This window comes from Pseudomonas sp. Teo4, from assembly GCF_034387475.1.
Lineage (GTDB): Bacteria > Pseudomonadota > Gammaproteobacteria > Pseudomonadales > Pseudomonadaceae > Aquipseudomonas.
Genome location: NZ_JAXCIL010000005.1, coordinates 1 through 21,190, shown reverse-complemented (window position 1 = coordinate 21,190; position 21,190 = coordinate 1). Strand labels below are relative to the sequence as shown.

The 21,190-nt window shown below is 62.9% G+C and carries 16 protein-coding genes; 1 reads left to right on the top strand and 15 read right to left on the bottom strand.

Going from position 1 to position 21,190, the window contains the following annotated elements; all coding sequences use genetic code 11:
* Positions 1–22: 22 nt before the first annotated feature.
* The 10 genes from gcvT to arcD (PspTeo4_RS28880) form a co-directional block, all read right to left on the bottom strand.
* Entirely contained in the window at positions 23–1,144 is a 1,122-nt protein-coding gene (gcvT, locus tag PspTeo4_RS28925) for a glycine cleavage system aminomethyltransferase GcvT (RefSeq protein ID WP_322367018.1), read from the bottom strand.
* A 26-nt stretch (positions 1,145–1,170) separates the two neighbouring features.
* Positions 1,171–2,547, bottom strand: coding sequence for an L-serine ammonia-lyase (locus PspTeo4_RS28920; RefSeq protein ID WP_322367017.1), 1,377 nt, complete (start codon positions 2,545–2,547; stop codon positions 1,171–1,173).
* 168 nt (positions 2,548–2,715) lie between these two features.
* The gene (gene gcvP / locus PspTeo4_RS28915; protein WP_322367016.1) at positions 2,716–5,571 is read right to left on the bottom strand and encodes an aminomethyl-transferring glycine dehydrogenase; all 2,856 of its coding nucleotides are present in this window, start codon (positions 5,569–5,571) and stop codon (positions 2,716–2,718) included.
* Positions 5,572–5,582: 11 nt separating this feature from the next.
* Positions 5,583–5,966: a glycine cleavage system protein GcvH gene (gcvH, locus tag PspTeo4_RS28910; protein WP_322367015.1), complete on the bottom strand. Its 384-nt coding sequence runs from the start codon at positions 5,964–5,966 to the stop codon at positions 5,583–5,585.
* Between the two features lie 384 nt (positions 5,967–6,350).
* Positions 6,351–7,859, bottom strand: a complete 1,509-nt coding sequence (locus PspTeo4_RS28905; protein ID WP_322367014.1) for a sigma-54-dependent transcriptional regulator — start codon at positions 7,857–7,859, stop codon at positions 6,351–6,353.
* Positions 7,860–8,084: 225 nt separating this feature from the next.
* Positions 8,085–8,453 (bottom strand): DUF5064 family protein, encoded by a 369-nt coding sequence (locus tag PspTeo4_RS28900; RefSeq protein ID WP_322367013.1) that lies wholly within the window; start codon positions 8,451–8,453, stop codon positions 8,085–8,087.
* Positions 8,454–8,509: 56 nt separating this feature from the next.
* A complete protein-coding gene (arcC, locus tag PspTeo4_RS28895) occupies positions 8,510–9,439 on the bottom strand; it encodes a carbamate kinase (protein ID WP_322367012.1) in 930 nt (309 codons plus the stop codon).
* A gap of 176 nt (positions 9,440–9,615) precedes the next feature.
* The gene (locus tag PspTeo4_RS28890; protein ID WP_027920178.1) at positions 9,616–10,626 is read right to left on the bottom strand and encodes an ornithine carbamoyltransferase; all 1,011 of its coding nucleotides are present in this window, start codon (positions 10,624–10,626) and stop codon (positions 9,616–9,618) included.
* A 70-nt stretch (positions 10,627–10,696) separates the two neighbouring features.
* Positions 10,697–11,950, bottom strand: coding sequence for an arginine deiminase (gene arcA, locus PspTeo4_RS28885; RefSeq protein WP_322367011.1), 1,254 nt, complete (start codon positions 11,948–11,950; stop codon positions 10,697–10,699).
* A 33-nt stretch (positions 11,951–11,983) separates the two neighbouring features.
* A complete protein-coding gene (gene arcD, locus PspTeo4_RS28880; RefSeq protein ID WP_322367010.1) occupies positions 11,984–13,411 on the bottom strand; it encodes an arginine-ornithine antiporter in 1,428 nt (475 codons plus the stop codon).
* Between the two features lie 430 nt (positions 13,412–13,841).
* Here arcD (PspTeo4_RS28880) and arcD (PspTeo4_RS28875) point away from each other — a divergent pair, with 430 nt between their 5' ends.
* Positions 13,842–15,269 (top strand): arginine-ornithine antiporter, encoded by a 1,428-nt coding sequence (arcD, locus tag PspTeo4_RS28875; RefSeq protein WP_322367009.1) that lies wholly within the window; start codon positions 13,842–13,844, stop codon positions 15,267–15,269.
* Here arcD (PspTeo4_RS28875) and PspTeo4_RS28870 read toward each other — a convergent pair.
* From PspTeo4_RS28870 to PspTeo4_RS28850, 5 genes are all read right to left on the bottom strand, one after another.
* Positions 15,249–15,671 (bottom strand): YbaN family protein, encoded by a 423-nt coding sequence (locus PspTeo4_RS28870; protein ID WP_322367008.1) that lies wholly within the window; start codon positions 15,669–15,671, stop codon positions 15,249–15,251. The genes arcD (PspTeo4_RS28875) and PspTeo4_RS28870 overlap by 21 nt on opposite strands.
* A 53-nt stretch (positions 15,672–15,724) precedes the next feature.
* Entirely contained in the window at positions 15,725–16,321 is a 597-nt protein-coding gene (locus PspTeo4_RS28865; protein ID WP_322367007.1) for a biliverdin-producing heme oxygenase, read from the bottom strand.
* 308 nt (positions 16,322–16,629) lie between these two features.
* Entirely contained in the window at positions 16,630–19,218 is a 2,589-nt protein-coding gene (locus PspTeo4_RS28860) for a TonB-dependent receptor (RefSeq protein WP_322367006.1), read from the bottom strand.
* A 242-nt stretch (positions 19,219–19,460) separates the two neighbouring features.
* Positions 19,461–20,423: a FecR family protein gene (locus tag PspTeo4_RS28855; RefSeq protein WP_322367005.1), complete on the bottom strand. Its 963-nt coding sequence runs from the start codon at positions 20,421–20,423 to the stop codon at positions 19,461–19,463.
* Between the two features lie 91 nt (positions 20,424–20,514).
* Positions 20,515–21,027: a sigma-70 family RNA polymerase sigma factor gene (locus tag PspTeo4_RS28850; protein WP_322367004.1), complete on the bottom strand. Its 513-nt coding sequence runs from the start codon at positions 21,025–21,027 to the stop codon at positions 20,515–20,517.
* Positions 21,028–21,190 lie beyond the last annotated feature (163 nt).

Genomic DNA, 21,190 nt, shown 5'->3' with positions numbered 1-21,190 from the left:
GTCGAACCTGTCACATGGCCTTTCAACCGCGATAGTAACGTTGCGGAACAAAAGGCATTTTGCTGACTTTCAGGGCAACCTGCTTGCCGCGGACAACGGCAAACAGAGGTGTATCGATAGCGCTGTGTTCGTTATCGACATAACCCATGGCCACAGGTGCGCCGAGTGTCGGGCCAAAGCCGCCGCTGCATACCTTGCCGACAATCTTGCCTTCGCCGTCGACGATGTCCGCGCCCTCACGCACCGGCGTGCGCTCTTGAGGCAGCAGGCCGACTCGTTTGCGTGCCACGCCTTGCTGCTGTTGGGCAAAGACCGCCTCGGCACCAGGGAAACCGCCAGCGCGTGCACCGTCGGCACGGCGAACTTTGGAAATGGCCCAAAGCAGGCTCGCCTCGATGGGGGTGGTCTCGGTATTCATGTCGTGGCCATACAGGCACAGACCGGCTTCCAGGCGTAGCGAGTCGCGCGCACCCAGGCCGATTGGCTGTACTTCGGGCTCGGCCAGCAGGCGACGGGCCAGGGCTTCGGCAGCGTTGACCGGTACCGAGATTTCATAGCCGTCTTCACCGGTATAGCCCGAACGGCTGACGTAGCAGTCTTCACCCAGCAGCTTCACCGGGCGGAACTGCATGAAGGTCATGCTCGCCACTTCCGGCGCCAGGCGCTCCAGCACCTTGACCGCTGCCGGGCCTTGCAGGGCCAGCAGGGCACGCTCCTCGAACAGGGGTTGAACTTCACAGCGCCCGCCGATGTGCTTTTGCAGGTGGGCCAGGTCCTGGTCCTTGCAGGCGGCGTTGACCACCAGGAACAGCACGTCTTCGCCCAGGTTGGCGACCATCAGGTCATCGAGGATGCCGCCTTGCTCGTTGGTGAACATGGCATAGCGCTGCATGCCTACCGGCAGGTCGGCGATATCCACCGGCACGAGGGTTTCCAGTGCCTTGGCCGCATCACTGCCGCGCAGGATGATCTGGCCCATGTGCGAGACATCGAACAGGCCGGCCTGCTCGCGGGTGTGCAGGTGTTCCTTGAGCACGCCCAGTGGGTATTGCACCGGCATGTCATAGCCAGCGAACGGTACCATGCGCGCACCCAGTTCCAGGTGCAGGGCGTGCAGTGGGGTCTTGAGCAGTGTTTCGGACATCGATGACTCCTTGGTTGTTTGTCGGGTCAACATTCGATGATGTTGACGGCCAGACCGCCGCGGGCGGTCTCCTTGTATTTGCTTTTCATATCGGCGCCGGTTTGGCGCATGGTGCGGATGACCTTGTCGAGCGACACGTAGTGCTGCCCGTCACCGCGCAAGGCCATGCGCACCGCATTGATGGCCTTCACCGAACCCATGGCGTTGCGTTCGATGCAAGGCACCTGGACCAGCCCGCCGATCGGGTCGCAGGTCAGGCCCAGGTTGTGTTCCATGCCGATCTCGGCGGCGTTTTCCACTTGTTGCGGGGTGCCACCCATCACTTCGCACAGGGCGCCGGCTGCCATGGAACAGGCCACTCCGACCTCACCTTGGCAGCCGACTTCGGCGCCTGATATCGAAGCGTTTTCCTTGTACAGGATGCCGATGGCGGCGGCAGTGAGCAGGAACCTCACCACGCCATCCTCGCTGGCCCCTGGGACGAAGCGTATGTAGTAGTGCAGCACCGCCGGGACGATGCCTGCGGCGCCGTTGGTCGGCGCGGTGACCACGCGGCCGCCGTAGGCGTTTTCCTCGTTCACTGCCAAGGCATAGAGGTTTACCCAGTCGAGCACCGACAGCGCATCGCGCAGGCTGGCTTCCGGGTGGCGGCTGAGCTGGCGGTAAAGCGCTGGGGCGCGACGCTTGACCTTGAGCCCTCCGGGCAAGATGCCTTCATGGCGGCAGCCGGCTTCGACACAGTCCTGCATCACTTGCCAGATGCGCAGCAGGCCGGCACGGGTTTCGGCTTCCGGGCGCCAGGCGGCTTCGTTGGCGAGCATGATCTGGCTCACCGACAGCTGCTGCGCGACGCAATGGCCGAGCAGTTCCTTGGCGGTCTTGAAGGGGTAGGTGAGTACCGTGGTGTCCTCGACGATGCGGTCCTGACCGGCGGCATCTTCGTCTACCACGAAGCCACCGCCCACCGAGTAGTACTCGCGGCTACGGATCTGCAAACCAGCCGCATCGAAGGCACGAAAGATCATGCCGTTGGGATGGTAGGCCAGGGGTTTGCGGATCATTGCCAGGTGCTGCTTCTCGATGAACGTGATGTCGTGTTCACCGAGCAGGCGCAGGTGACCGCTGCTGCGGATCGTCTGCAGGCGGGCGGGAATGGATTCGGTGTCGACGGTGTCAGGGTGCTCGCCTTCGAGGCCAAGCAACACCGCTTTGTCACTGCCGTGGCCCTTGCCGGTGGCACCAAGCGAGCCATACAGCTCGGCCTTGACGCTGACGGTGCGGCTCAACAGGTCATCGCGGCGCAGCCCCTCGGCGAAGCGTGCGGCTGCGCGCATCGGGCCGACCGTATGGGAGCTGGAGGGGCCGATGCCGATCTTGAACAGGTCGAAGACGCTCAGGGACATTTTCGGTGCTCCTCGCTCAGGCAGGCGACAGGTGCAGGGTCAGGACCGCTTTGCGATCCATCGCAGGCTTCGCCAGCTCCCACGGGACTTGCAGCAACACAAGGTCCTGTGGGAGCTGGCGAAGCCCGCGATGGGCCGCGAAGCGGCCCCAGCTATTTAAAGACCGCCTCAGGCGTCCTGATAGCTCTCGATCGACGGGCAAGCGCACACCAGGTTGCGGTCGCCAAACACGTTGTCGACTCGGCCGACAGGTGGCCAGTACTTGCTCTCCACCAGGCTCGGCAGCGGATAGACTGCCTGCTCGCGGCTGTACCCGTGAGCCCATTCGCCAACCAGTTCCGCCGCCGTGTGCGGGGCGTTCTTAAGCGGGTTGTCGTCCTTGTCCAGGCTGCCGTTCTCGACCGCACGGATTTCTTCGCGGATCTGGATCATCGCATCGCAGAAGCGGTCCAGCTCTTCCTTGGACTCGCTTTCGGTCGGCTCGATCATCAACGTGCCGGCCACCGGGAAGGACATGGTCGGGGCGTGGAAACCGAAGTCGATCAGGCGCTTGGCCACGTCGTCGACGCTGATGCCGCTGGTGTCCTTGAGCGGACGCAGGTCGAGGATGCACTCGTGGGCAACCAGGCCGTTACCACCGGTATACAGAACAGGATAGTGCTCTTCCAGGCGGCGGGCGATGTAGTTGGCGTTGAGAATGGCCATCTGCGAAGCACGCTTGAGGCCGGCTCCGCCCATCATGCGGATGTACATCCAGGTGATCGGCAGGATGCTGGCGCTGCCGAACGGCGCGGCGCACACCGCACCTTCGGTGTTTTCCAGCTGGGCGTGGCCCGGCAGGAACGGTGCCAGGTGCGACTTGACGCCGATCGGGCCGACGCCCGGGCCGCCACCGCCGTGGGGAATGCAGAAGGTCTTGTGCAGGTTCAGGTGCGACACGTCGCCGCCGAACTTGCCTGGGGCGCACAGGCCGACCATGGCGTTCATGTTGGCGCCGTCGATGTACACCTGGCCGCCGTTGTCGTGGATGATCGCGCAGATTTCGCCGATCGCTTCCTCGAACACACCGTGGGTCGACGGGTAGGTGATCATGATCGCGGCCAGGCGCTCGCGGTGCTCGATGGCCTTGGCGCGCAGGTCTTCCACGTCGACGTTGCCGCGGGCGTCACACGCGGTAACCACCACGCGCATGCCGGCCATGTGGGCGGTCGCAGGGTTGGTGCCGTGGGCCGACGACGGGATCAGGCAGATGTCGCGGTGGCCTTCGCCACGGCTGCGGTGGTAGGCGCGGATGGCCAGCAGGCCGGCGTACTCGCCCTGAGAGCCGGCGTTGGGTTGCAGCGACACGGCGTCGTAACCGGTGGCGGCGCAGAGCATGGCTTCCAGCTCGGTGGTCATCTGCAGGTAGCCCTGGCTCTGCTCGGCCGGGGCGAACGGGTGCAGGTTGCCGAACTCGGCCCAGGTGACCGGGATCATTTCGCTGGCGGCGTTGAGCTTCATGGTGCACGAGCCCAGCGGGATCATGCTGCGGTCCAGCGCCAGGTCCTTGTCGGCCAGGCGGCGCAGGTAGCGCATCAGCTCGGTTTCGCTGTGGTAGCGGTTGAACACCGGGTGCTCGAGGATGGCCGACTGACGCAGCAGCGCGGCAGGCAGGCGCGAACCGGTGCTGGCGGCCAGGGCGGCGAAGTCAGGCTGGGCCTTGTCGCCGGCCAGCACTTGCCAGAGCGCTTCGACGTCAGCCTGGGTGCTGGTTTCATCGAGGGACAGGCCCAGGTGGCCGGCATCGATCTGGCGCAGGTTGATGCGCTGGGCGCGGGCTTTGTCGTGCAGGCCGGCGGTGGCGGCACCGGTGGCCAGGGTGATGGTGTCGAAGGCGGTTTCGCCAACCACTTCGATGCCCAGGGTCTTCAGGCCGGCGGCCAGGATCGCGGTCAGCGCGTGGGTACGCTCGGCGATGCGCTTGAGGCCTGCCGGGCCGTGGTACACGGCGTACATGCTGGCGATGTTGGCCAGCAGAACCTGGGCGGTGCAGATGTTGCTGGTGGCCTTCTCGCGGCGGATGTGCTGCTCGCGGGTTTGCATGGCCAGGCGCAGGGCGGTCTTGCCGAAGCGGTCGATCGACACGCCCACCAGGCGGCCCGGCATGTCACGCTTGAAGGCGTCGCGGGTGGCGAAGTAGGCCGCGTGCGGGCCACCGAAGCCCAGTGGCACGCCGAAGCGCTGGGCGCTGCCGATGGCCACGTCGGCATCGAACTCGCCGGGCGGGGTCAGCAGGGTCAGGGCCAGCAGGTCGGCGGCAACGGCAACCAGTGCGTTGGCGGCGTGGAAACGCTGCACCAGTTCACGGTAGTCGAACACTTCACCGTTGCTGGCCGGGTATTGCAGCAGGGCGCCGAAGAAGGCGCTGACGTCGGTCAGTTCGCGCTCGTCGCCAACCACGATTTCGATGCCCAGCGGTTCGGCACGGGTGCGCAGCACGTCGAGGGTCTGCGGGTGGCAGTGGCTGGAGGCGAAGAAGGCGTGGCTGGCCTTGTTCTTCGACAGGCGTTTGCAGAAGGTCATGGCCTCTGCGGCAGCGGTCGCTTCGTCGAGCAGCGAGGCGTTGGCGATCGGCAGGCCGGTGAGGTCGCTGATCAGGGTCTGGAAGTTCAGCAGCGCTTCCAGGCGGCCCTGGGAAATTTCTGGCTGGTACGGGGTGTAGGCGGTGTACCAGGCCGGGTTTTCCAGCAGGTTGCGCAGGATCGGCGCCGGGGTGTGGGTGTTGTAGTAGCCCTGGCCAATGTAGCTCTTGAACAGCTGGTTCTTGCCGGCGATGGCTTTGAGCGCGGCAAGGGCGTCGGCTTCACTCTGGCCGTCTTCGCTGCCCAGCACGCTGGTGCCCTTGATGCTGTCGGGGATGACCGCGGCGGTCATGGCTTCCAGCGAGTCGAAACCCAGGCTGGCGAGCATGGTTTGCTCGTCGGCGGCGCGTGGGCCGATGTGACGGGCGATGAATTCGTTGGCGGTGCCGAGGTTGATGGTCATGGTCGGATTCCTCAAGCGTCGTCGTTGGCTTTGATCAGGCGGTCGTAGGCGTCCTGGTCGAGCAGGGCAGCCACTTCGTTCATGTCGGCGGGGATGAAGCGGAAGAACCAGCCTTCGCCCAGCGGGTCTTCGTTGACCAGCTCTGGGCTGTCGTTGAGGCCTTCGTTGACGGCGACCACTTCACCGCTCAGGGGCATGTACACGCCGCTGGCTGCCTTGACCGATTCGACGGTGGAGGCTTCGGCACCTTTGTCGTACTGCTGCAGATCCGGCAGTTGCACGTAGACCACATCGCCAAGGGCGTTCTGGGCGTAGGCGGTGATGCCCACGGTGACGCTGCCATCGGCTTCGACGCGCAGCCATTCGTGATCTTCGGTGAAACGCAACTCGCTCATGGGAATTCCTCGGGAAGCAGGGCGTTGGGCGCGGTTGCTCCGCGCTCTTGGGTTGGATTTCCCTTAGCAATAATGCGGCCAGTATGTAAAAAGTCTTTTAAATCAATTAGTTAGAGATTAGTTGAAATGAATTCGACATTTTTGTGGAATGAAAACGCTACAGATGAATCGGATTGGAAAAGGGTTGGAGGATCAAACCCTTGCGTGGAGCCATTCGAATGGGTGTGTAGTGGTTTCGATACGGTGTAGTGATTTCGATACATGTTGTACGTCCACTGGCCTTATCGCCGGCAAGCCGGCTCCCACAGGTTCACCACAGGTTTCAAGAACTGTGGCGTACCTGTGGGAGCCGGCTTGCCGGCGATAGGGCCGGTACAACCGATATCAGGCCTTGGTTGGAATACCGTACTTGCGCAACCGCTGGGCAATCGCGGTATGCGAGGTCTGCAGCCGTCCCGCCAGCTGCCGGGTGGAGGGGTAGCTGGCATACAGGCGCTGCAACAGTTCGCGCTCGAAATCCCCCACCGCCTGCTCCAGGCTGGCCACGTCACCATCCTGGCCACGCGCTACCGACGTACCGGCGATGTCGAGATCGCCAATGTCCACCAGGTTGCCCTCACAGATGGCGGCAGCGCGGAAGATCACGTTCTGCAGTTGGCGCACGTTGCCCGGCCAGGGGTTGGCCAGCAGCGCGGAATGGGTGGCGGGCGCCAGACGGCACGGCGGGCGCTGGATCTGGGTGCAGGCCTGCTGCATGAAGAAGTGCGCCAGCATCAGAATGTCCTGGCCACGCTCGCGCAGCGGAGGAACCTGCAGGTTCAGCACGTTCAGCCGGTAGAACAGGTCTTCGCGGAAGGTGCCTTCGGCGACCATGCGTTCCAGGTCGCGGTGGGTGGCGCTGATGATGCGTACATCGACCTTAACCTCGCGGTCTCCGCCAACCCGGCGGAAACTGCCATCGCTGAGAAAACGCAACAGCTTGGCTTGCAGGTACGGGGACATCTCGCCAATTTCGTCGAGGAACACCGTGCCTTGGTTGGCCAACTCCATGAGCCCCGGTTTGCCGCCGCGCTGGGCACCGGTGAAGGCACCCGGGGCGTAACCGAACAGCTCGCTTTCAGCCAGGCTTTCGGGCAGCGCGGCGCAGTTGAGGGCCAGGAACGGGGCCGCGTGGCGGCTGCTGATGGCGTGGCAGGCGCGGGCCACCAGTTCCTTGCCGGTGCCGGTCTCACCGTGTATCAGCAGCGGTGCGTCCAGGGCCGCCACGCGCAGGGCGCGGGCCTTGAGGGTGCGGATCACCGGCGACTCGCCGAGCAGGGCGTCGAAGCCTTCGGCATGGTCGTGGTGCAGGGCTGAAAGCCGTTCACCCATGCGCGTGGGCGGGTACAGGGTCAACAGGCCGCCAGCATTGGTGATCGGCGTGGCATCCAGCAGCAGGCTCTGGCCGTTGAGCTGCATTTCGCGCATTGGCAGGTGGAAGTTGTTGTCCAGCAGGGCCTGTAACAGGGCCGGGTCGTCGAACAGCTCACTCACCGAACGCCCGGCCGATTCACGGCCACACAGGGCGATCAATGCCGGGTTGGCCAGCAGCACCTTGCCCGCGCTGTCCACTGCCAGCACCGGGTCGCTCATGGCGGCGAGCAGGGCGTCGAGTTGCAGGTGGCGACGTTGGCCAGGGAGGATATCGACCACGTCCACCGACTGCACGCCACGCACCTCGAACAGCGCATCATGCAACTCTTCCAGCACAGCTGGGCTGAGGGTCGGGGCGTCGATGTAGACGTTTGGCGGGACCATCTCCACGGCATCCAGGTTGAGGTTGCGGGCACCGAGCAGGGCCAGGACTTCCTGGGTGATGCCGACGCGGTCGATGAAGCTGACATGGATGCGCATGGGGTAGGGCGGGGTTATGGCCGGGGAGGGCGGTAGTATGCCTCGGGAAAACGCTGAAAACTAATCGCTGCGGCTTGTTGCCACCACCCAGCGGAGCACATGGAGGAGCAACTGTCTTGTGCTGGCTGTACCGGCCCCATCGCCGGCAAGCCGGCTCCCACAGGTGTTGCGCTGGCCTCAGGTGCGACGCTGTACCTGTGGGAGCGGGCTTGCCCGCGAATGGGATTACTCCAGGTGTTCTGGCTTGATCGGGTCGCCGGACTTCACATCGAGCTTCTGGCGGATGTCTTCGAACATCGCGTCGTAGAGCTTGTGTGGCGAACCGAGGGTCTCGAATTTTTTGGGTGGGGCAAGGTGGGCCTGAGCTTTGCGACTCAATATCATGAGAAAGCTGGGCAGGACCTGGTCTTTGGCCAGGAAGAACTTTTCGTCGACACTTTTGCCTTCGATGCTGCCATGCATACGGAACTGGATGCCGCGGCCTTCGCTGGGGTCCTGCGTTGCTTCGTACTCGATGTTGAGGTCGTAGCTGTGGTCATTGGTGTTCAGCGCGTCGCGCTCGATATGTACATGACCGGGTTTGAACTGAGCCATGGCGAAATCTCCGGAAGGTTGATAACGGCGGGTACCGCAGCACCCGCCGACTGCAATCAACGGTAGCTGATACCCGGCTTGGCGGTGCTGACGCGGGTGCCAGCAGTGCCTTTGACAATGTCCTCGATCTTCTCCAGCGAGCTGATCACTGCCACCTTGCCGGTGTGACGGGCGAAATCGCAGGCGGCCTGCACTTTCGGCCCCATGGAGCCGGCAGCGAAGCCCAGGCGTTCGAGTTCATCGGGGTGCGCCTCGGCGATGGCCTTTTGTGTCGGCTTACCCCAGTCAATGTACGCCGCATCCACATCGGTGGCGATTATCAGAAGGTCGGCTTCCAGCTGCTCGGCCAGCAGCGCCGAGCACAGGTCCTTGTCGATGACCGCTTCGATGCCTTTGAGCTTGCGGTTTTCATCGTACATGGTGGGAATGCCGCCACCGCCCGCGCAGATCACGATGCTGCTCTTTTCCAGCAGCCACTTGATCGGGCGAATTTCGAAAATGCGCTTGGGTTTCGGGCTGGCCACCACTCGGCGGTACTTGTCGCCGTCGGCCTTGACCACCCAGCCTTTTTCCTTGGCCAGGCGCTCGGCTTCTTCCTTGCTGTAGACCGGGCCGATGAACTTGGTCGGGTCCTTGAAGGCCGGGTCGTTGGCGTCGACTTCCACTTGGGTGAGCAGGGTGGCGAAAGGCACTTCGAAGGCCAGCAGGTTGCCCAGTTCCTGTTCGATCATGTAACCGATCATGCCCTCGGTTTCGGCGCCGAGCACATCCAGGGGGTAGGCTTCATCGGGTTTGTAGGCCATGCCCTGGAGCGACAGCAGCCCGACCTGAGGGCCGTTGCCGTGGGCGATGACCAGTTCGTTGCCGGGGTGAATCTTGGCGATCTGCTCGGTGGCGGTGCGGATATTGGCGCGCTGGTTGTCAGCGGTCATGGGCTCGCCGCGGCGCAGCAGGGCGTTGCCGCCCAAAGCAACAACGATACGCATGGGGAATGTCCTTTAACGAAAGAAGGGAGCGCTGCTCCTGAGTGAAACACCGCCCCTGTGGGAGCGGGTTCACCCGCGAATGCGTTGGCAGGACCAGCGATGTTGCCTGGTCTGGCCCTTTCGCGGGTCAACCCGCTCCCACAGAGGTCAGGGTGTCCCTGCGGTCGAGTAGGCGCTTACAGGTCAGCCAGGGTCGACACCAGAATCGCCTTGATGGTGTGCATGCGGTTCTCCGCCTGTTCGAAGGCGATGCAGGCTGGCGACTCGAACACGTCGTCGGTCACTTCGATGCCGTTGGCCAGGTCTGGATACTGTTCGGCGATCTGCTTGCCGACCTTGGTTTCGGAGTTGTGGAACGCCGGCAGGCAGTGCATGAACTTGGTCCGTGGGTTGCCGCTGGCTTTCATCAGCTCCTTGTTCACCTGGTAGGGTTTGAGCTGCTTGATGCGCTCGCCCCAGGCTTCGATCGGCTCGCCCATCGACACCCAGACGTCGGTGTGGATGAAGTCCACGCCCTTGACCGCGGCTTTCGGGTCTTCGGTGAGGGTGATGCGTGCACCGCTTTCTTCGGCGTACTTGTGGCAACGTTCGACCAGGTCGTCATGGGGCCACAGGGCTTTTGGCGCGGCAATGCGCACATCCATGCCGAGCTTGGCGCCGATCAGCAGCAGCGAGTTGCCCATGTTGTTGCGGGCATCGCCCAGGTAGGCGTAGCTGATGTCGTGCAGCGGCTTGTCGCTGTGCTCGCGCATGGTCAGCACGTCAGCGATCATCTGGGTCGGGTGGTACTCATCGGTCAGGCCGTTGAACACCGGCACGCCAGCGAATTTGGCCAGCTCTTCGACGATTTCCTGCTTGAAGCCGCGGTACTCGATGGCATCGTACATGCGCCCGAGCACGCGGGCGGTGTCCTTCATGCTTTCCTTGTGGCCGATCTGCGACGAGTTGGGGTCGATGTAGGTGACATTGGCGCCCTGGTCGTAGGCGGCGACTTCGAAGGCGCAGCGGGTACGGGTCGAGGTCTTTTCGAAGATCAGGGCAATGTTGTTGCCTTTGAGGTGCTGCTGCTCGGTGCCGGTGTACTTGGCGCGCTTGAGGTCGCGGGACAGGTCCAGCAGGTACTTCAGCTCGCGGGTGGTGTGGTGTTCCAGGCTGAGCAGGTTGCGGTTGTGAATGTTGAACGCCATGACGGTATCTCCTTGAGTTCGGTAATGACCCCGGCCAACGCTTCGTGGGCGCGGCCGGGTGTAATGGGCGTTAGTAGTCGATTGGGTCGCGCACGATTGGGCAGGTCATGCAGTGGCCGCCGCCGCGGCCCCGGCCCAGCTCGCCGGCGCTGATGGTGATGACCTCGATCCCGGCCTTGCGCAGCAGGGTGTTGGTGTAGGTGTTGCGGTCGTAGCCGATGACCACACCAGGCTCGATTGCCACCACGTTGTTGCCGTCATCCCACTGTTCGCGTTCGGCGGCGAAGCTGTTGCCGCCGGTCTCGACCACGCGCAGCTTGACCCCCAGTTGCTCGCCGACCACTTCGATGAACGACTTGTTGATGCGCCGCACGTCCATGCCGTATGGCTTGCTTTCGTCCGGACGGATGATGAACGGCACGATCTCTTTCACCACTTCCGGGAAGACCGTGACCAGGTCGCGGTCGCAGAAGCTGAACACGGTGTCCAGGTGCATGGCGGCGCGGGATTTCGGCAGGCCGGCGACGATGACTTCCTTGACCGCGCCTTTGGCGAACAGGTTGCGCGCCAGCTGGCCGATGGCCTGGCGCGAGGTGCGCTCGCCCATGCCGATCAGCACGATGCCCTTGCCGATAGGCATCACGTCACCGCCTTCGAGGGTGGATTGGCCATGCTCCTTGTCCGGGTCGCCGTACCAGACCTGGAAGTCGGCATTGGTGAACTCTTTGTGGAACTTGTAGATGGCGGTGGTCAGCAGGGTTTCCTGGCGTCGCGCCGGCCAGTACATCGGGTTCAGCGTCACGCCGCCGTAGATCCAGCAGGTGGTGTCGCGGGTGAACTGGGTGTTGGGCAGCGGCGGCAGGATGAAGCTGGAGTGGCCCAGGTAGTCGTTGTACATCTTGACCACATCGGCGCCGTGACTCTGCGGCAGGTCCTGGCCAGCCACGCCGCCGATCAGGAATTCGGCCAGGTGGCGCGGCTCGAGGCTCTCAAGCCAGCTGCGCACTTCGTTGTTCAGGCCCACACCGACGGTGTCGTCGGTGATCTTGCGGTCGAGGATCCATTTCAGGGCTTCTTTGTCCTGCACGATGTCGGTCAGCAGGTTGTGCATCTCCAGCACATCCACGCCGCGCTCGCGCATCTTGGTGACGAAGTCGAAGTGGTCACGCTTGGCCTGGTCGACCCAGATCACGTCATCGAACAGCAGTTCGTCGCAATTGCTTGGGGTCAGGCGCTTGTGTGCCAGACCTGGGGAGCAAACCATCACTTTACGCAGCTTGCCCGCTTCGGAGTGGACACCGTACTTCTGTTTTTCAGTAGCCATTGTTCAATCCTCCATTGAGTGCAAAAACGTGGGTCACAGGGTCAGGAAGCCGTCGTACAGGCCATAGGCCGCCACCAGGGCGCCGATGACCACGGCTGCGAAGATCAGTTTTTCCACGTTGGTGAAGATGGGTTGGCCCACTTCGCGCTTGGCCTTGGCGAACAGGATCACGCCAGGGGCATACAGCAGGGCCGAGAGCAGCAGGTATTTCACGCCACCGGCGTACAGCAGCCAGACGGCATAGAGCAGGGCGATGGCGCCGATGAACAGGTCCTTGCTGCGCTCTGCAGCGGCTTGTTCGTAGGTTTCGCCGCGCATTGCCAGCAGGAAGCCGTAGGCCGCCGACCACAGGTAAGGCACCAGGATCATCGAGGTGGCGAGGTAGATCAGCGACAGGTAGGTACTGCTTGAGAACAGCGTGATCACCAGGAAGATCTGCACCATGGCGTTGGTCAGCCACAGGGCGTTGGCCGGCACCTGGTTGGCGTTTTCGCGGCGCAGGAACTCCGGCATGGTGTGGTCCTTGGCTGCGGCGAACATGATTTCCGCGCACAGCAGCACCCACGACAGCAGGGCACCGAGCAGCGAGATGATCAGGCCGACGCTGATCAGTACCGCACCCCAATGGCCGACCACGTGTTCGAGCACCGCGGCCATCGACGGGTTCTGCAGCTTGGCCAGCTCTGGCTGGGTCATCACGCCCAGCGACAGCACGTTGACCAGCACCAGGAACAGCAGCACCGTGATGAAACCGATGACGGTGGCCTTACCGACGTCGGAGCGTTTTTCCGCCCGCGACGAGAAGATGCTTGCGCCCTCGATGCCGATGAACACCCAGACGGTGACCAGCATCATGTTGCGTACCTGGTTCATCACGCTGCCCAGCTCTGGTGTGCCTACGGCCCAGATGTCAGCGGTGAAGATGTCGAGCCTGAAGGCGAACAGGCAGATCAGGGCGAACAGCACCAATGGCACGACCTTGGCCACGGTGGTCACCAGGTTGATGAACGCCGCTTCCTTGATGCCGCGTAGCACCAGGAAGTGCACGGCCCAGAGCAGAATCGACGCGCCGATGATGGCGGCCGGCGTGTTGCCCTCGCCGAAGATCGGGAAGAAATACCCCAGGGTGCTGAACAACAGGACGAAGTAGCCGACGTTGCCCAGCCAGGCACTGATCCAGTAGCCCCAGGCCGAGGAGAAGCCCATGTAGTCGCCAAAGCCTGCCTTGGCGTAGGCGTACACCCCGCCGTCCAGGTCAGGCTTGCGGTTGGCCAGGGTCTGGAACACGAAGGCCAGGGTCAGCATGCCCACCGCAGTGATGGCCCAGCCAATCAGCACGGCGCCAACGCCTGCGCTGGCGGCCATGTTTTGCGGCAGTGAGAAGATGCCGCCACCAATCATCGAGCCGACGACAAGTGCAACTAACGCACCGAGTTTTAGTTTTCCGGATGAATCAGACATTTAACAACTCCTACCAGGAGAAAGTTGACGACAGATTAAATCCGACGCCGGGATCATTAGCTGACTTAGGTCAGCTGATGATGACGTGAAGTGGGAAAATTCCTTCACGTAGCTCCTGGAGAGTGCCGACAGCTCAGCTGCAGGCCTAGTGCGCTGGCACCTCCATGTCCTTCTAGAGCAAACGCTCTGTTCAGCCTGCGAACTCTGAAACTAGCCGCTTTTGCCGCTTTCGCAAATTTTTCACAAGAATTTTGAGTTTTATCATTTTCTTTTCCAGCTGCCTGGCAACTGCTAGTTTTTACAGAAGGCACGGCATATACAAAGCAGTTATGAGTGCTATAGCTTTAATGGCTTACTCTCATATAAAGCTGTTTCCTTATATGAGTAGGTAGCTGTTTCAAATGAATGACAGCGCATCAAAAGGAGCCCCATGAGCGAGCCGGGACAGAAGCTGCGCCTAGGCGCATTGATCGCGTTGGTGGTCGGTTCGATGATCGGTGGCGGGATCTTCTCGCTGCCGCAGAACATGGCCGCCCGCGCCGATGTCGGTGCGGTGCTGATCGGTTGGGCCATCACCGCGGTGGGCATGCTGGCCCTGGCCTTCGTGTTCCAGACCCTGGCCAACCGCAAGCCTGAGCTGGACTCCGGGGTGTATGCCTACGCCAAGGCTGGCTTTGGTGAGTACATGGGCTTTTCATCGGCCTGGGGCTACTGGATCAGCGCCTGGCTGGGCAACGTCGGCTACTTCGTCCTGCTGTTCAGCACCCTGGGCTTCTACTTTCCGGTGTTCGGTGAGGGCAACACACCGGTGGCCATCGGTTGCGCCTCGATGTTGCTGTGGGCAGTGCACTTTCTGGTGTTGCGCGGGATCAAGGAAGCGGCGTTCATCAACCAGGTGACCACTGTGGCCAAGGTGGTACCGCTGCTGATCTTCATCGTCATCGCCGCCTTCGCTTTTCGTGCCGACATCTTCACCCGTGACATCTGGGGGCTGAGCAACCCGCAGTTCGGCAACGTGCTGGACCAGGTGCGCAACATGATGTTGGTGACGGTGTTCGTGTTCATCGGCATCGAAGGCGCTAGCGTCTATTCCGGGCGCGCCCAGCGCCGTTCGGACGTGGGCAAGGCCACGGTAATCGGGTTCCTGGGCGTGCTGGCGTTGTTGGTGCTGGTCAACGTGCTGTCGCTGGGGGTGATGACCCAGCCGGAGTTGGCTGGGCTGCAGAACCCTTCGTTAGCCTCGGTGCTCGAGCATATCGTCGGGCCATGGGGCGCGTTGCTGATCAGCATCGGCCTGGCCGTATCGTTGCTTGGCGCCTTGTTGTCCTGGGCGCTGCTGTGCGCCGAAATTCTTTACGCCACGGCGCGGGACAAGACCATGCCGCGCTTTCTGGCAAAGGAAAACGCCAACCATGTGCCGGCCAATGCCCTGTGGTTGACCAACTGCATGATCCAGGGCTTCTTGCTGATTACCCTGTTTTCGGCCGGTACCTACACCAGCCTGATCTACCTCGCCTCTTCCATGATTCTGGTGCCTTACCTGTGGTCGGCGGCCTATGCGGTGCTGCTGGCGCTGCGTGGCGAAACCTACGCTGGGCAGGGCGCGCTGCGGCGCAAGGATCTGCTGGTGGCGGCGGTGGCATTGCTCTATGCGATCTGGCTGCTGTACGCCGGTGGGCTCAAGTACCTGCTGCTGTCGGCGCTGCTGTACGCCCCGGGTGTGATCCTGTTCGCCCGGGCCAAGCGCGAGCAGGCGCAGGTGTTGTTCACCACCTGGGAGAAGCTGATTTTCGCAGCGGTGCTGGTGGGCGCGGGGCTGGCGGCCTACGCCCTGTATTCAGGGTTGCTGAGCCTGTGACGCGTCTGTGCCCAGCGCTGCGGCCTGCTCGGGGCGCGACCAGATCCACAGGTTGCCCAGGGTCATGCCGGCAATCGCCAGGAACACCGGCCAGCGGTGTTCGAGGAAGGTCAGCATCAGGATCGCACACACCAGCATGCTGATGGTGGCACTGACTTTGGCGCGGCGCTGGATCACCTTGCCATTGCGCCAGTTGTGCAGAATCGGCCCGAACACCCGGTGGTTCTCCAGCCAGGCCGACAGGCGCGGCGAGCTGCGGGTGGCGGCCCAGGCGGCCAGCAGAATGAACTCGGTAGTGGGCAGCCCCGGGATGACGATCGCGACCAGGCCGATGCCAAGGCTGACATAAGCCAGGATGGCGTAAAGCAAGCGGGACAGTTTCGAGCGGGCAGGTCGTGTCATGGTCTCACTGCGAAAAACGGTCGGCCACCGGAGAGGTGGCCGGGTATAGCGTATCAGGCCAGCGCGGCATCGGCGGCGTAGGCATGCTTGAGCAGCTCAGTGAAGCGTTCGAAGGCAGCGACTGCACCGCGTTCGGCGGCCGCGTCTTCTTCGGCCGATAGCTCCAGGCCATCGAGTATACGCGTGAATTGCTTCCAGCCCTCGGCCCGACCGCCAGCCGGTTCGCCCAGGTGGCGGGCACCGAAACTGTCGGACAACTCCAGCGCCACGGCACGCTTGATCAGAAACGCGGCGCCCAGTTTGGAGCCTTCGGAGACGAAGATCCAGCCCATGGCCTCACCCAGGCTGGGGTTTTGCAGTGCGCCGGACACTGCGGCCGGTACCTGGGTGTCGAGGTCGGCGAGGTCCAGGCGGGCCTGCTCGGCGCGGCAACGTTCAGCCAGGTCGGGGACGATGGCGATCAGTTTCGGGTCGTTGTACAGCGCCTGCAGTTCGGACTGGAACAGGTACTGGGCAACGACGAAGCGGGCGAAACTTTCGCGGCTGTCGAACGGGGCGTGGGATTTGACCAGGGCATCCAGCTCGGTGTGCGGTGCGTGGGTGACTTGGTTCAGGCGCTGGGAGCGCAGGGCTGGGCGTTCGGTGGTCATGGGCAGTCCTTGGGAAATTTGGGCTTCTAGTGACAAGACGAAGCAGGGGGCGTTGGACAGTAAAAGTTTTTGTCGGTACTGGCCAAAATCGCCGGCAAGCTGGCTCTCGGGGACACCACGCAACTCGTTGAGTCAGCGGGGACTCTGTGGGAGCCGGCTTGCCGGCGATCACCGGCGAAGCCGGTGCCATACACCGCGTTGCTTGTATCGCCGGCAAGCCGGCTCCCACATGGACCGCGTCGACCTCTAGATCATCGCAGTGACTGTAGAGCTGGCTTGCCGGCGATCGGGTCAGTGAAGGCTAGCGATCAGATATCCCAGACCACATTGATCGCGAAGTTACGCCCAGGCATGGTCAAACGGTCCAGATTGGCCGGCTGGGTCACACCGGCCTCCCCCTGGCCGTCGTAGCTGCGCACCGAATCCCACTGCCAGTACTTCTTGTCGGTGAGGTTGTACAGGCCGGCGTTGACGGTGACGTCGTCGGTCACTTTGTAGAAGCCAGTCAAGTCCAGCACACCGTAGCCTGGGGTGCGGAACTTCGAGCTCGAACCATCCGGGGCGTAGAAGTTGGTGTCGTCCACGCGGGTCTTGCGCTTGACCAGAGTCCAGCTCAGCAGACCACCGTAGTTCTGCTGCTCGTAACCAAGGCCGAACACACCTTTGAGCGGGTTGACGGAGTTCAGGGGCTCTCCGGTGTCATCGTTGCGGCCATAGGTGTAGGCAATCGAGCCCTGGGTGTACAGGCCTTGCGGCGCGCCAAAGTGGTCGAGGTTCAGACGGCCCTTGAACTCGGCGCCCTTGATGGTCGCATGCTTGATGTTGTTGGCCTGGAAGGTCTGTTCCAGGTTGGCGCTCTGCACGGCGTCTTCGTCGATGAAGTCGCGGTATTTGTTGTAGAACACCGCCACATCGAAGTTACCGGCATCGAAGTTGCCACGCAGGCCGGTTTCGTAGCTTTTGCTCTTCTCCGGCTCAAGGTTCGGGTTGCCCTCTACGCGGTAGCCTTGCTCGATGTTTTGGAAGCGGCCGTACATGGCCTTGGCGGTAGGGGTGCGGAAGCCTTCGGCGTACTGGCCGTACCAGGTGTAGTTGTCATTGAAGGCGTAGGTCAGGCCGAACTTGGGCGAGACACGGTGCCACTTCTTGGCCGAGTCGTCCTGAGAGGTAGGCGCCGTACCGCTGGACTCCAGGCCACGCAGGAATTCCTCGGTAAACTTCGGCTCCATGCGCGTGTAGTCGTAGCGAGCGCCTGGCATGAAGGTCCAGTTGTTCCAGCGAATCTCGTCCTGGGCAAACAGGCTGTAGGTGTTCACGGTCGGGTCCGGGAAATCGCTGACCAGTGCCTGGCCGTCTGCGGAGCGTTCAGCACCGATGGCAGAGCAACCGGAACCAACGGCCAGACAGGTGCCGGTGCCGCTGCGCGAACCGGTGACTTTCTCATGCTTGAGCGTGGTGCCGTAGGTCAGCAGGTGGTCGGTGGCACCGATACTGAAGGCCTTGTCCAGCTGGGCGTCGAACACCCACTGGCGGTCCTTGTAGGTGGTGTCGCGAGTACGCAGAACCTCGCGGCCAGGTGGCGCGTAGACTTCCTCGGTGTGTTGGTCGGTCTTGGCGATCTGGTAGTTCAGGCTCCATTTCACGTGGTCGGCGACCAGCGAATCCAGGCCGAACTCATGGTTGATGCCGAAGCGCTCGCGGGTGATTGTGTCGTTGCCATTGCGCGCTTTGTAGTAGCCCATGCCACCAAAGCCCGGAATGAACGGCCCACCCACGGCACTGAGGATGTTCTGGTCACGGTCATCCTTGTAGCGCTCGTAGGTGAAACCCAGGCGCGCATCGTCGGCATAGTTCCAGCCCAGCTTGGCCAGCACGTTGGTGGTGCGTACGTCCATCGTGTTGGCTTCGGTGCGGTCCAGGCCGGTGCCGCCGTGGCTGCCGTACGATTCGGTCTCGTGGCCGTTGCGTTGGCTCAGGTGCAGCAGGCCGTCGAAATCGCCCTGGCGGCCGGCCACGGTGGCCGAGGTCAGCCAGCTGTCGTCCGCCGAGCTGTAGCCGGTCTTCAGGCGGGCACCGACGTCCTTACCTGGCTTGATGATGTCGTCCGGGTCGAGGGTGAAGTAGCTCACCGCGCCGCCGATGGCGTTGCTGCCGTACAGCACCGAGGCCGGGCCGCGCAGAATCTCCACACGCTTGACGATCTCGGGGTCTACATAGTTGCGCTGGGTCTGCGCGTAGGGGCCGTAGAAGAAGCTGTCGGGAATGGACACGCCATCGACCTGGGTGAGAATGCGCTCACCGTCGATGCCGCGAATGTTGTAGCCGTTCAGGCCGCTGCGTTGGCCGGTGCCGGCCACCGAGACACCCGGTTCATAGCGCACCAGGTCCTGGATGTTGTTGACGTTCTGACGGTCCAGCTGTTCACGCGTCTGCACGGTCACGGTGCTGGGCACCTGGCTGACGTCCTGGGCGCTGCGGGTGGCACTGACGGTCATCTGCTGCAGGGCGATGGCATTGCCGGCTGACTGGCGCTCAAGCACTACGTTGCCATTGCTGATCTTGCGAAAGCCCAGGCCGGTGCCGTGCAGCAACTGTTTGAGCGCGGCTTCTGGCGGCAGTGAGCCCTGCACGCCGGGGGATGCGATGCCATCGGCCAGCTCCGCGCTGAACCCGACCTGCCATCCGGTGACCTGGCTGAACGCATTGATCGCCGCCACCAGTGGTTGCTGGGCAATGTTGAAGCGGTAGTCGCCCATGCGCGGGCTGCTGGCCTGGGCCGGTTCTGCGGCCAGTGCTGGCAGGCTACAGGCGCCGCTGGCGAGCAGTGCCAGGGTCAGCAGGGACAGTTGCCCTGTACGGCGGGGAAGGGTGGACGGACGAGTTGGACCTGTGGACATCGAAAGCGCTCCCTGACGCGCGAACTGTTATAGGTGATGACTGTTCTCGTTTTCAAACAAGAATCAGTTGCATTGGCTATAACGTGACGGGCGGGGTGCTGCGATCGCGTAAAAATAAATTCGCTCCAGCGCCGGCAAGCCGGCTCTCACATGAACAGCGATGACCTCAAGATCAGCGCAGTACCTGTAGGAGCCGGCTTGTCGTGGCGACGAACCGAGGCGATGAGGCCGGTGCAGGAATTTCAGTTGAGAATGACTACGGCAGGGTACTCATGCAACTGAGCCGAGGTGATGTGGGCCAAGGCGCGCAAGGTCTCCAGCGGCTGGTCCAGGCGATAGTTACCGGTGACGGCCACATCGTCCAGGTGGCTGTTACGGTTGATGATCCAGCCGGGGTAGTAGCGCCTGACTTCCGCCAGCACCTGGCTCAACGGGCAGTTTTCGAACACCAGGCGGCCGTCGACCCAGGCCAGGTCCTTGTGCATGTCCGGGCGCTGGCGCTGGCCAAACCCTTGGGGGCCGACGCTGATGCTGTCACCGGCATTGAGGCGGATGCGCTGGTCGCTGGCGGCCAGCAGGTCGACATCCCCACGTTGCACGCGCACCTGCGCTTCGCCATCGAGGTAACGCACGGCGAAATCGGTGTCACGTACCTGGGCACGTAGCGGCCCGGCCTGCACTTCCAGCGGCAGTTGGGCGCCGCCAGGTATCTGGAAGTAGGCTTCACCTTGCAGCAGCCGCGCGACCTGCTGGCCGTCACGCTGCTCGCTGGCAAACGCGGAATTGGTGTTCAGCAGCACCTTGGCGCCATCGCCCAGTTCCAGCCGCTGGCGCTCGCCAACCACGGTCAGGTGATCGGCCTGCAGGCGTACGGGCAGGTTGCCGAAGGTGAACAGACCGACCAGCAGCACGGCAGCGGTGGCCAGCGGTTTCCAGTGTCGCTTCAGGCGCCCCTGCAAAGAGCTGCGTTGGTCGTGGTGCAGCTGCACGGCAGCGTGGCGCAGAGGGGCGCCATTCCACATGGCTTCCGCTTCGACATAGGCCTCGGCGTTTTCCGGTGCCGCGCTCAGCCACGCCTCGAAGGCGCGAGTGTCGTCTTCGTCAGCGCATTGCAGGCGGATGAGCCAGTCCAGCGCCTCGTCCATGGCACGGGCGCGGGCGTCTGGCCCGGCAGGTGACGGGCGAGTGACGGGGCTGTCGGTCACGGTTGATCCTTGAAATGATTTTTCCCGAATGATCAAGGCTTAGGCGAGGCATGGCAAGGGCTTTGCCGTGCTCACCGGGCAGGCGGTCGGCTCACTTGAGGCGGTCGGCCACACCCATGCAGATGGCCATGATCAGTTTCAGTTCCTTCTGAACCGTGCTGGCCGAGACGTTCAGTTGCTCGGCGATTTCCAGGTAGCTGGCGCCATGCAGGCGGCTGAGGATGAAGATGCGTTGCTGGCGTGGGGTGAGCTGGCTGAGGCTCACGCTCAGGCGTTTGAGCAACTGTTCGGCGTGGGCGGCGTCTTCGCTGCTGCTGGTCGGTGCGGCGACGTTGTGCAGTACCTCCTCGGGCACATCGTCGACCAGCGTGCGCGCTTGCACCCGGCGCGTGCGCAGGTGGTCCAGTGCCAGGTTGCGTGCGGTCTGGAACACGAACGGCTCAAGGTGCTCGATGGGGCGTTCGCTCAGCGCACGTGAGACCCGCAGGTAGGTTTCCTGCAGCAAGTCCTCAGCGGTGCTGGGGTTACCCACCATGCGCTGCAGGGTGCGCAGCAGGGTAAGGCGCTGGACGAGAAAGACGGAGTTGAACCGGGACTGACTCACGGGGGGACCTGGCCGACGAAAGGTTAATGATAATGCTTATCATCTGTGCCTGAGGTCAAGCCCGAAAGTGTTAGGAAAAGGTAAAGATTGTGAATAACACGCTGGAAGGGGTTCGCCATGGCATTTTTAGTGCGTGGAAGATCGAGCGCCGCCCGCGCGGCGC

Bases quoted from the DNA above. Each gene is read 5' to 3' on its own strand.
- gcvH (WP_322367015.1), bottom strand. From the start codon at position 5,966: ATGAGCGAGTTGCGTTTCACCGAAGATCACGAATGGCTGCGCGTCGAA.
- PspTeo4_RS28905 (WP_322367014.1), bottom strand. From the start codon at position 7,859: ATGCGCATCCATGTCAGCTTCATCGACCGCGTCGGCATCACCCAGGAA.
- gcvP (WP_322367016.1), bottom strand. From the start codon at position 5,571: ATGACCATCAACCTCGGCACCGCCAACGAATTCATCGCCCGTCACATC.
- PspTeo4_RS28860 (WP_322367006.1), bottom strand. From the start codon at position 19,218: ATGTCCACAGGTCCAACTCGTCCGTCCACCCTTCCCCGCCGTACAGGG.
- arcD (WP_322367009.1), top strand. From the start codon at position 13,842: ATGAGCGAGCCGGGACAGAAGCTGCGCCTAGGCGCATTGATCGCGTTG.
- PspTeo4_RS28890 (WP_027920178.1), bottom strand. From the start codon at position 10,626: ATGGCGTTCAACATTCACAACCGCAACCTGCTCAGCCTGGAACACCAC.
- arcC (WP_322367012.1), bottom strand. From the start codon at position 9,439: ATGCGTATCGTTGTTGCTTTGGGCGGCAACGCCCTGCTGCGCCGCGGC.
- PspTeo4_RS28870 (WP_322367008.1), bottom strand. From the start codon at position 15,671: ATGACACGACCTGCCCGCTCGAAACTGTCCCGCTTGCTTTACGCCATC.
- arcA (WP_322367011.1), bottom strand. From the start codon at position 11,950: ATGGCTACTGAAAAACAGAAGTACGGTGTCCACTCCGAAGCGGGCAAG.
- PspTeo4_RS28900 (WP_322367013.1), bottom strand. From the start codon at position 8,453: ATGGCTCAGTTCAAACCCGGTCATGTACATATCGAGCGCGACGCGCTG.
- arcD (WP_322367010.1), bottom strand. From the start codon at position 13,411: ATGTCTGATTCATCCGGAAAACTAAAACTCGGTGCGTTAGTTGCACTT.
- PspTeo4_RS28865 (WP_322367007.1), bottom strand. From the start codon at position 16,321: ATGACCACCGAACGCCCAGCCCTGCGCTCCCAGCGCCTGAACCAAGTC.
- gcvT (WP_322367018.1), bottom strand. From the start codon at position 1,144: ATGTCCGAAACACTGCTCAAGACCCCACTGCACGCCCTGCACCTGGAA.
- PspTeo4_RS28920 (WP_322367017.1), bottom strand. From the start codon at position 2,547: ATGTCCCTGAGCGTCTTCGACCTGTTCAAGATCGGCATCGGCCCCTCC.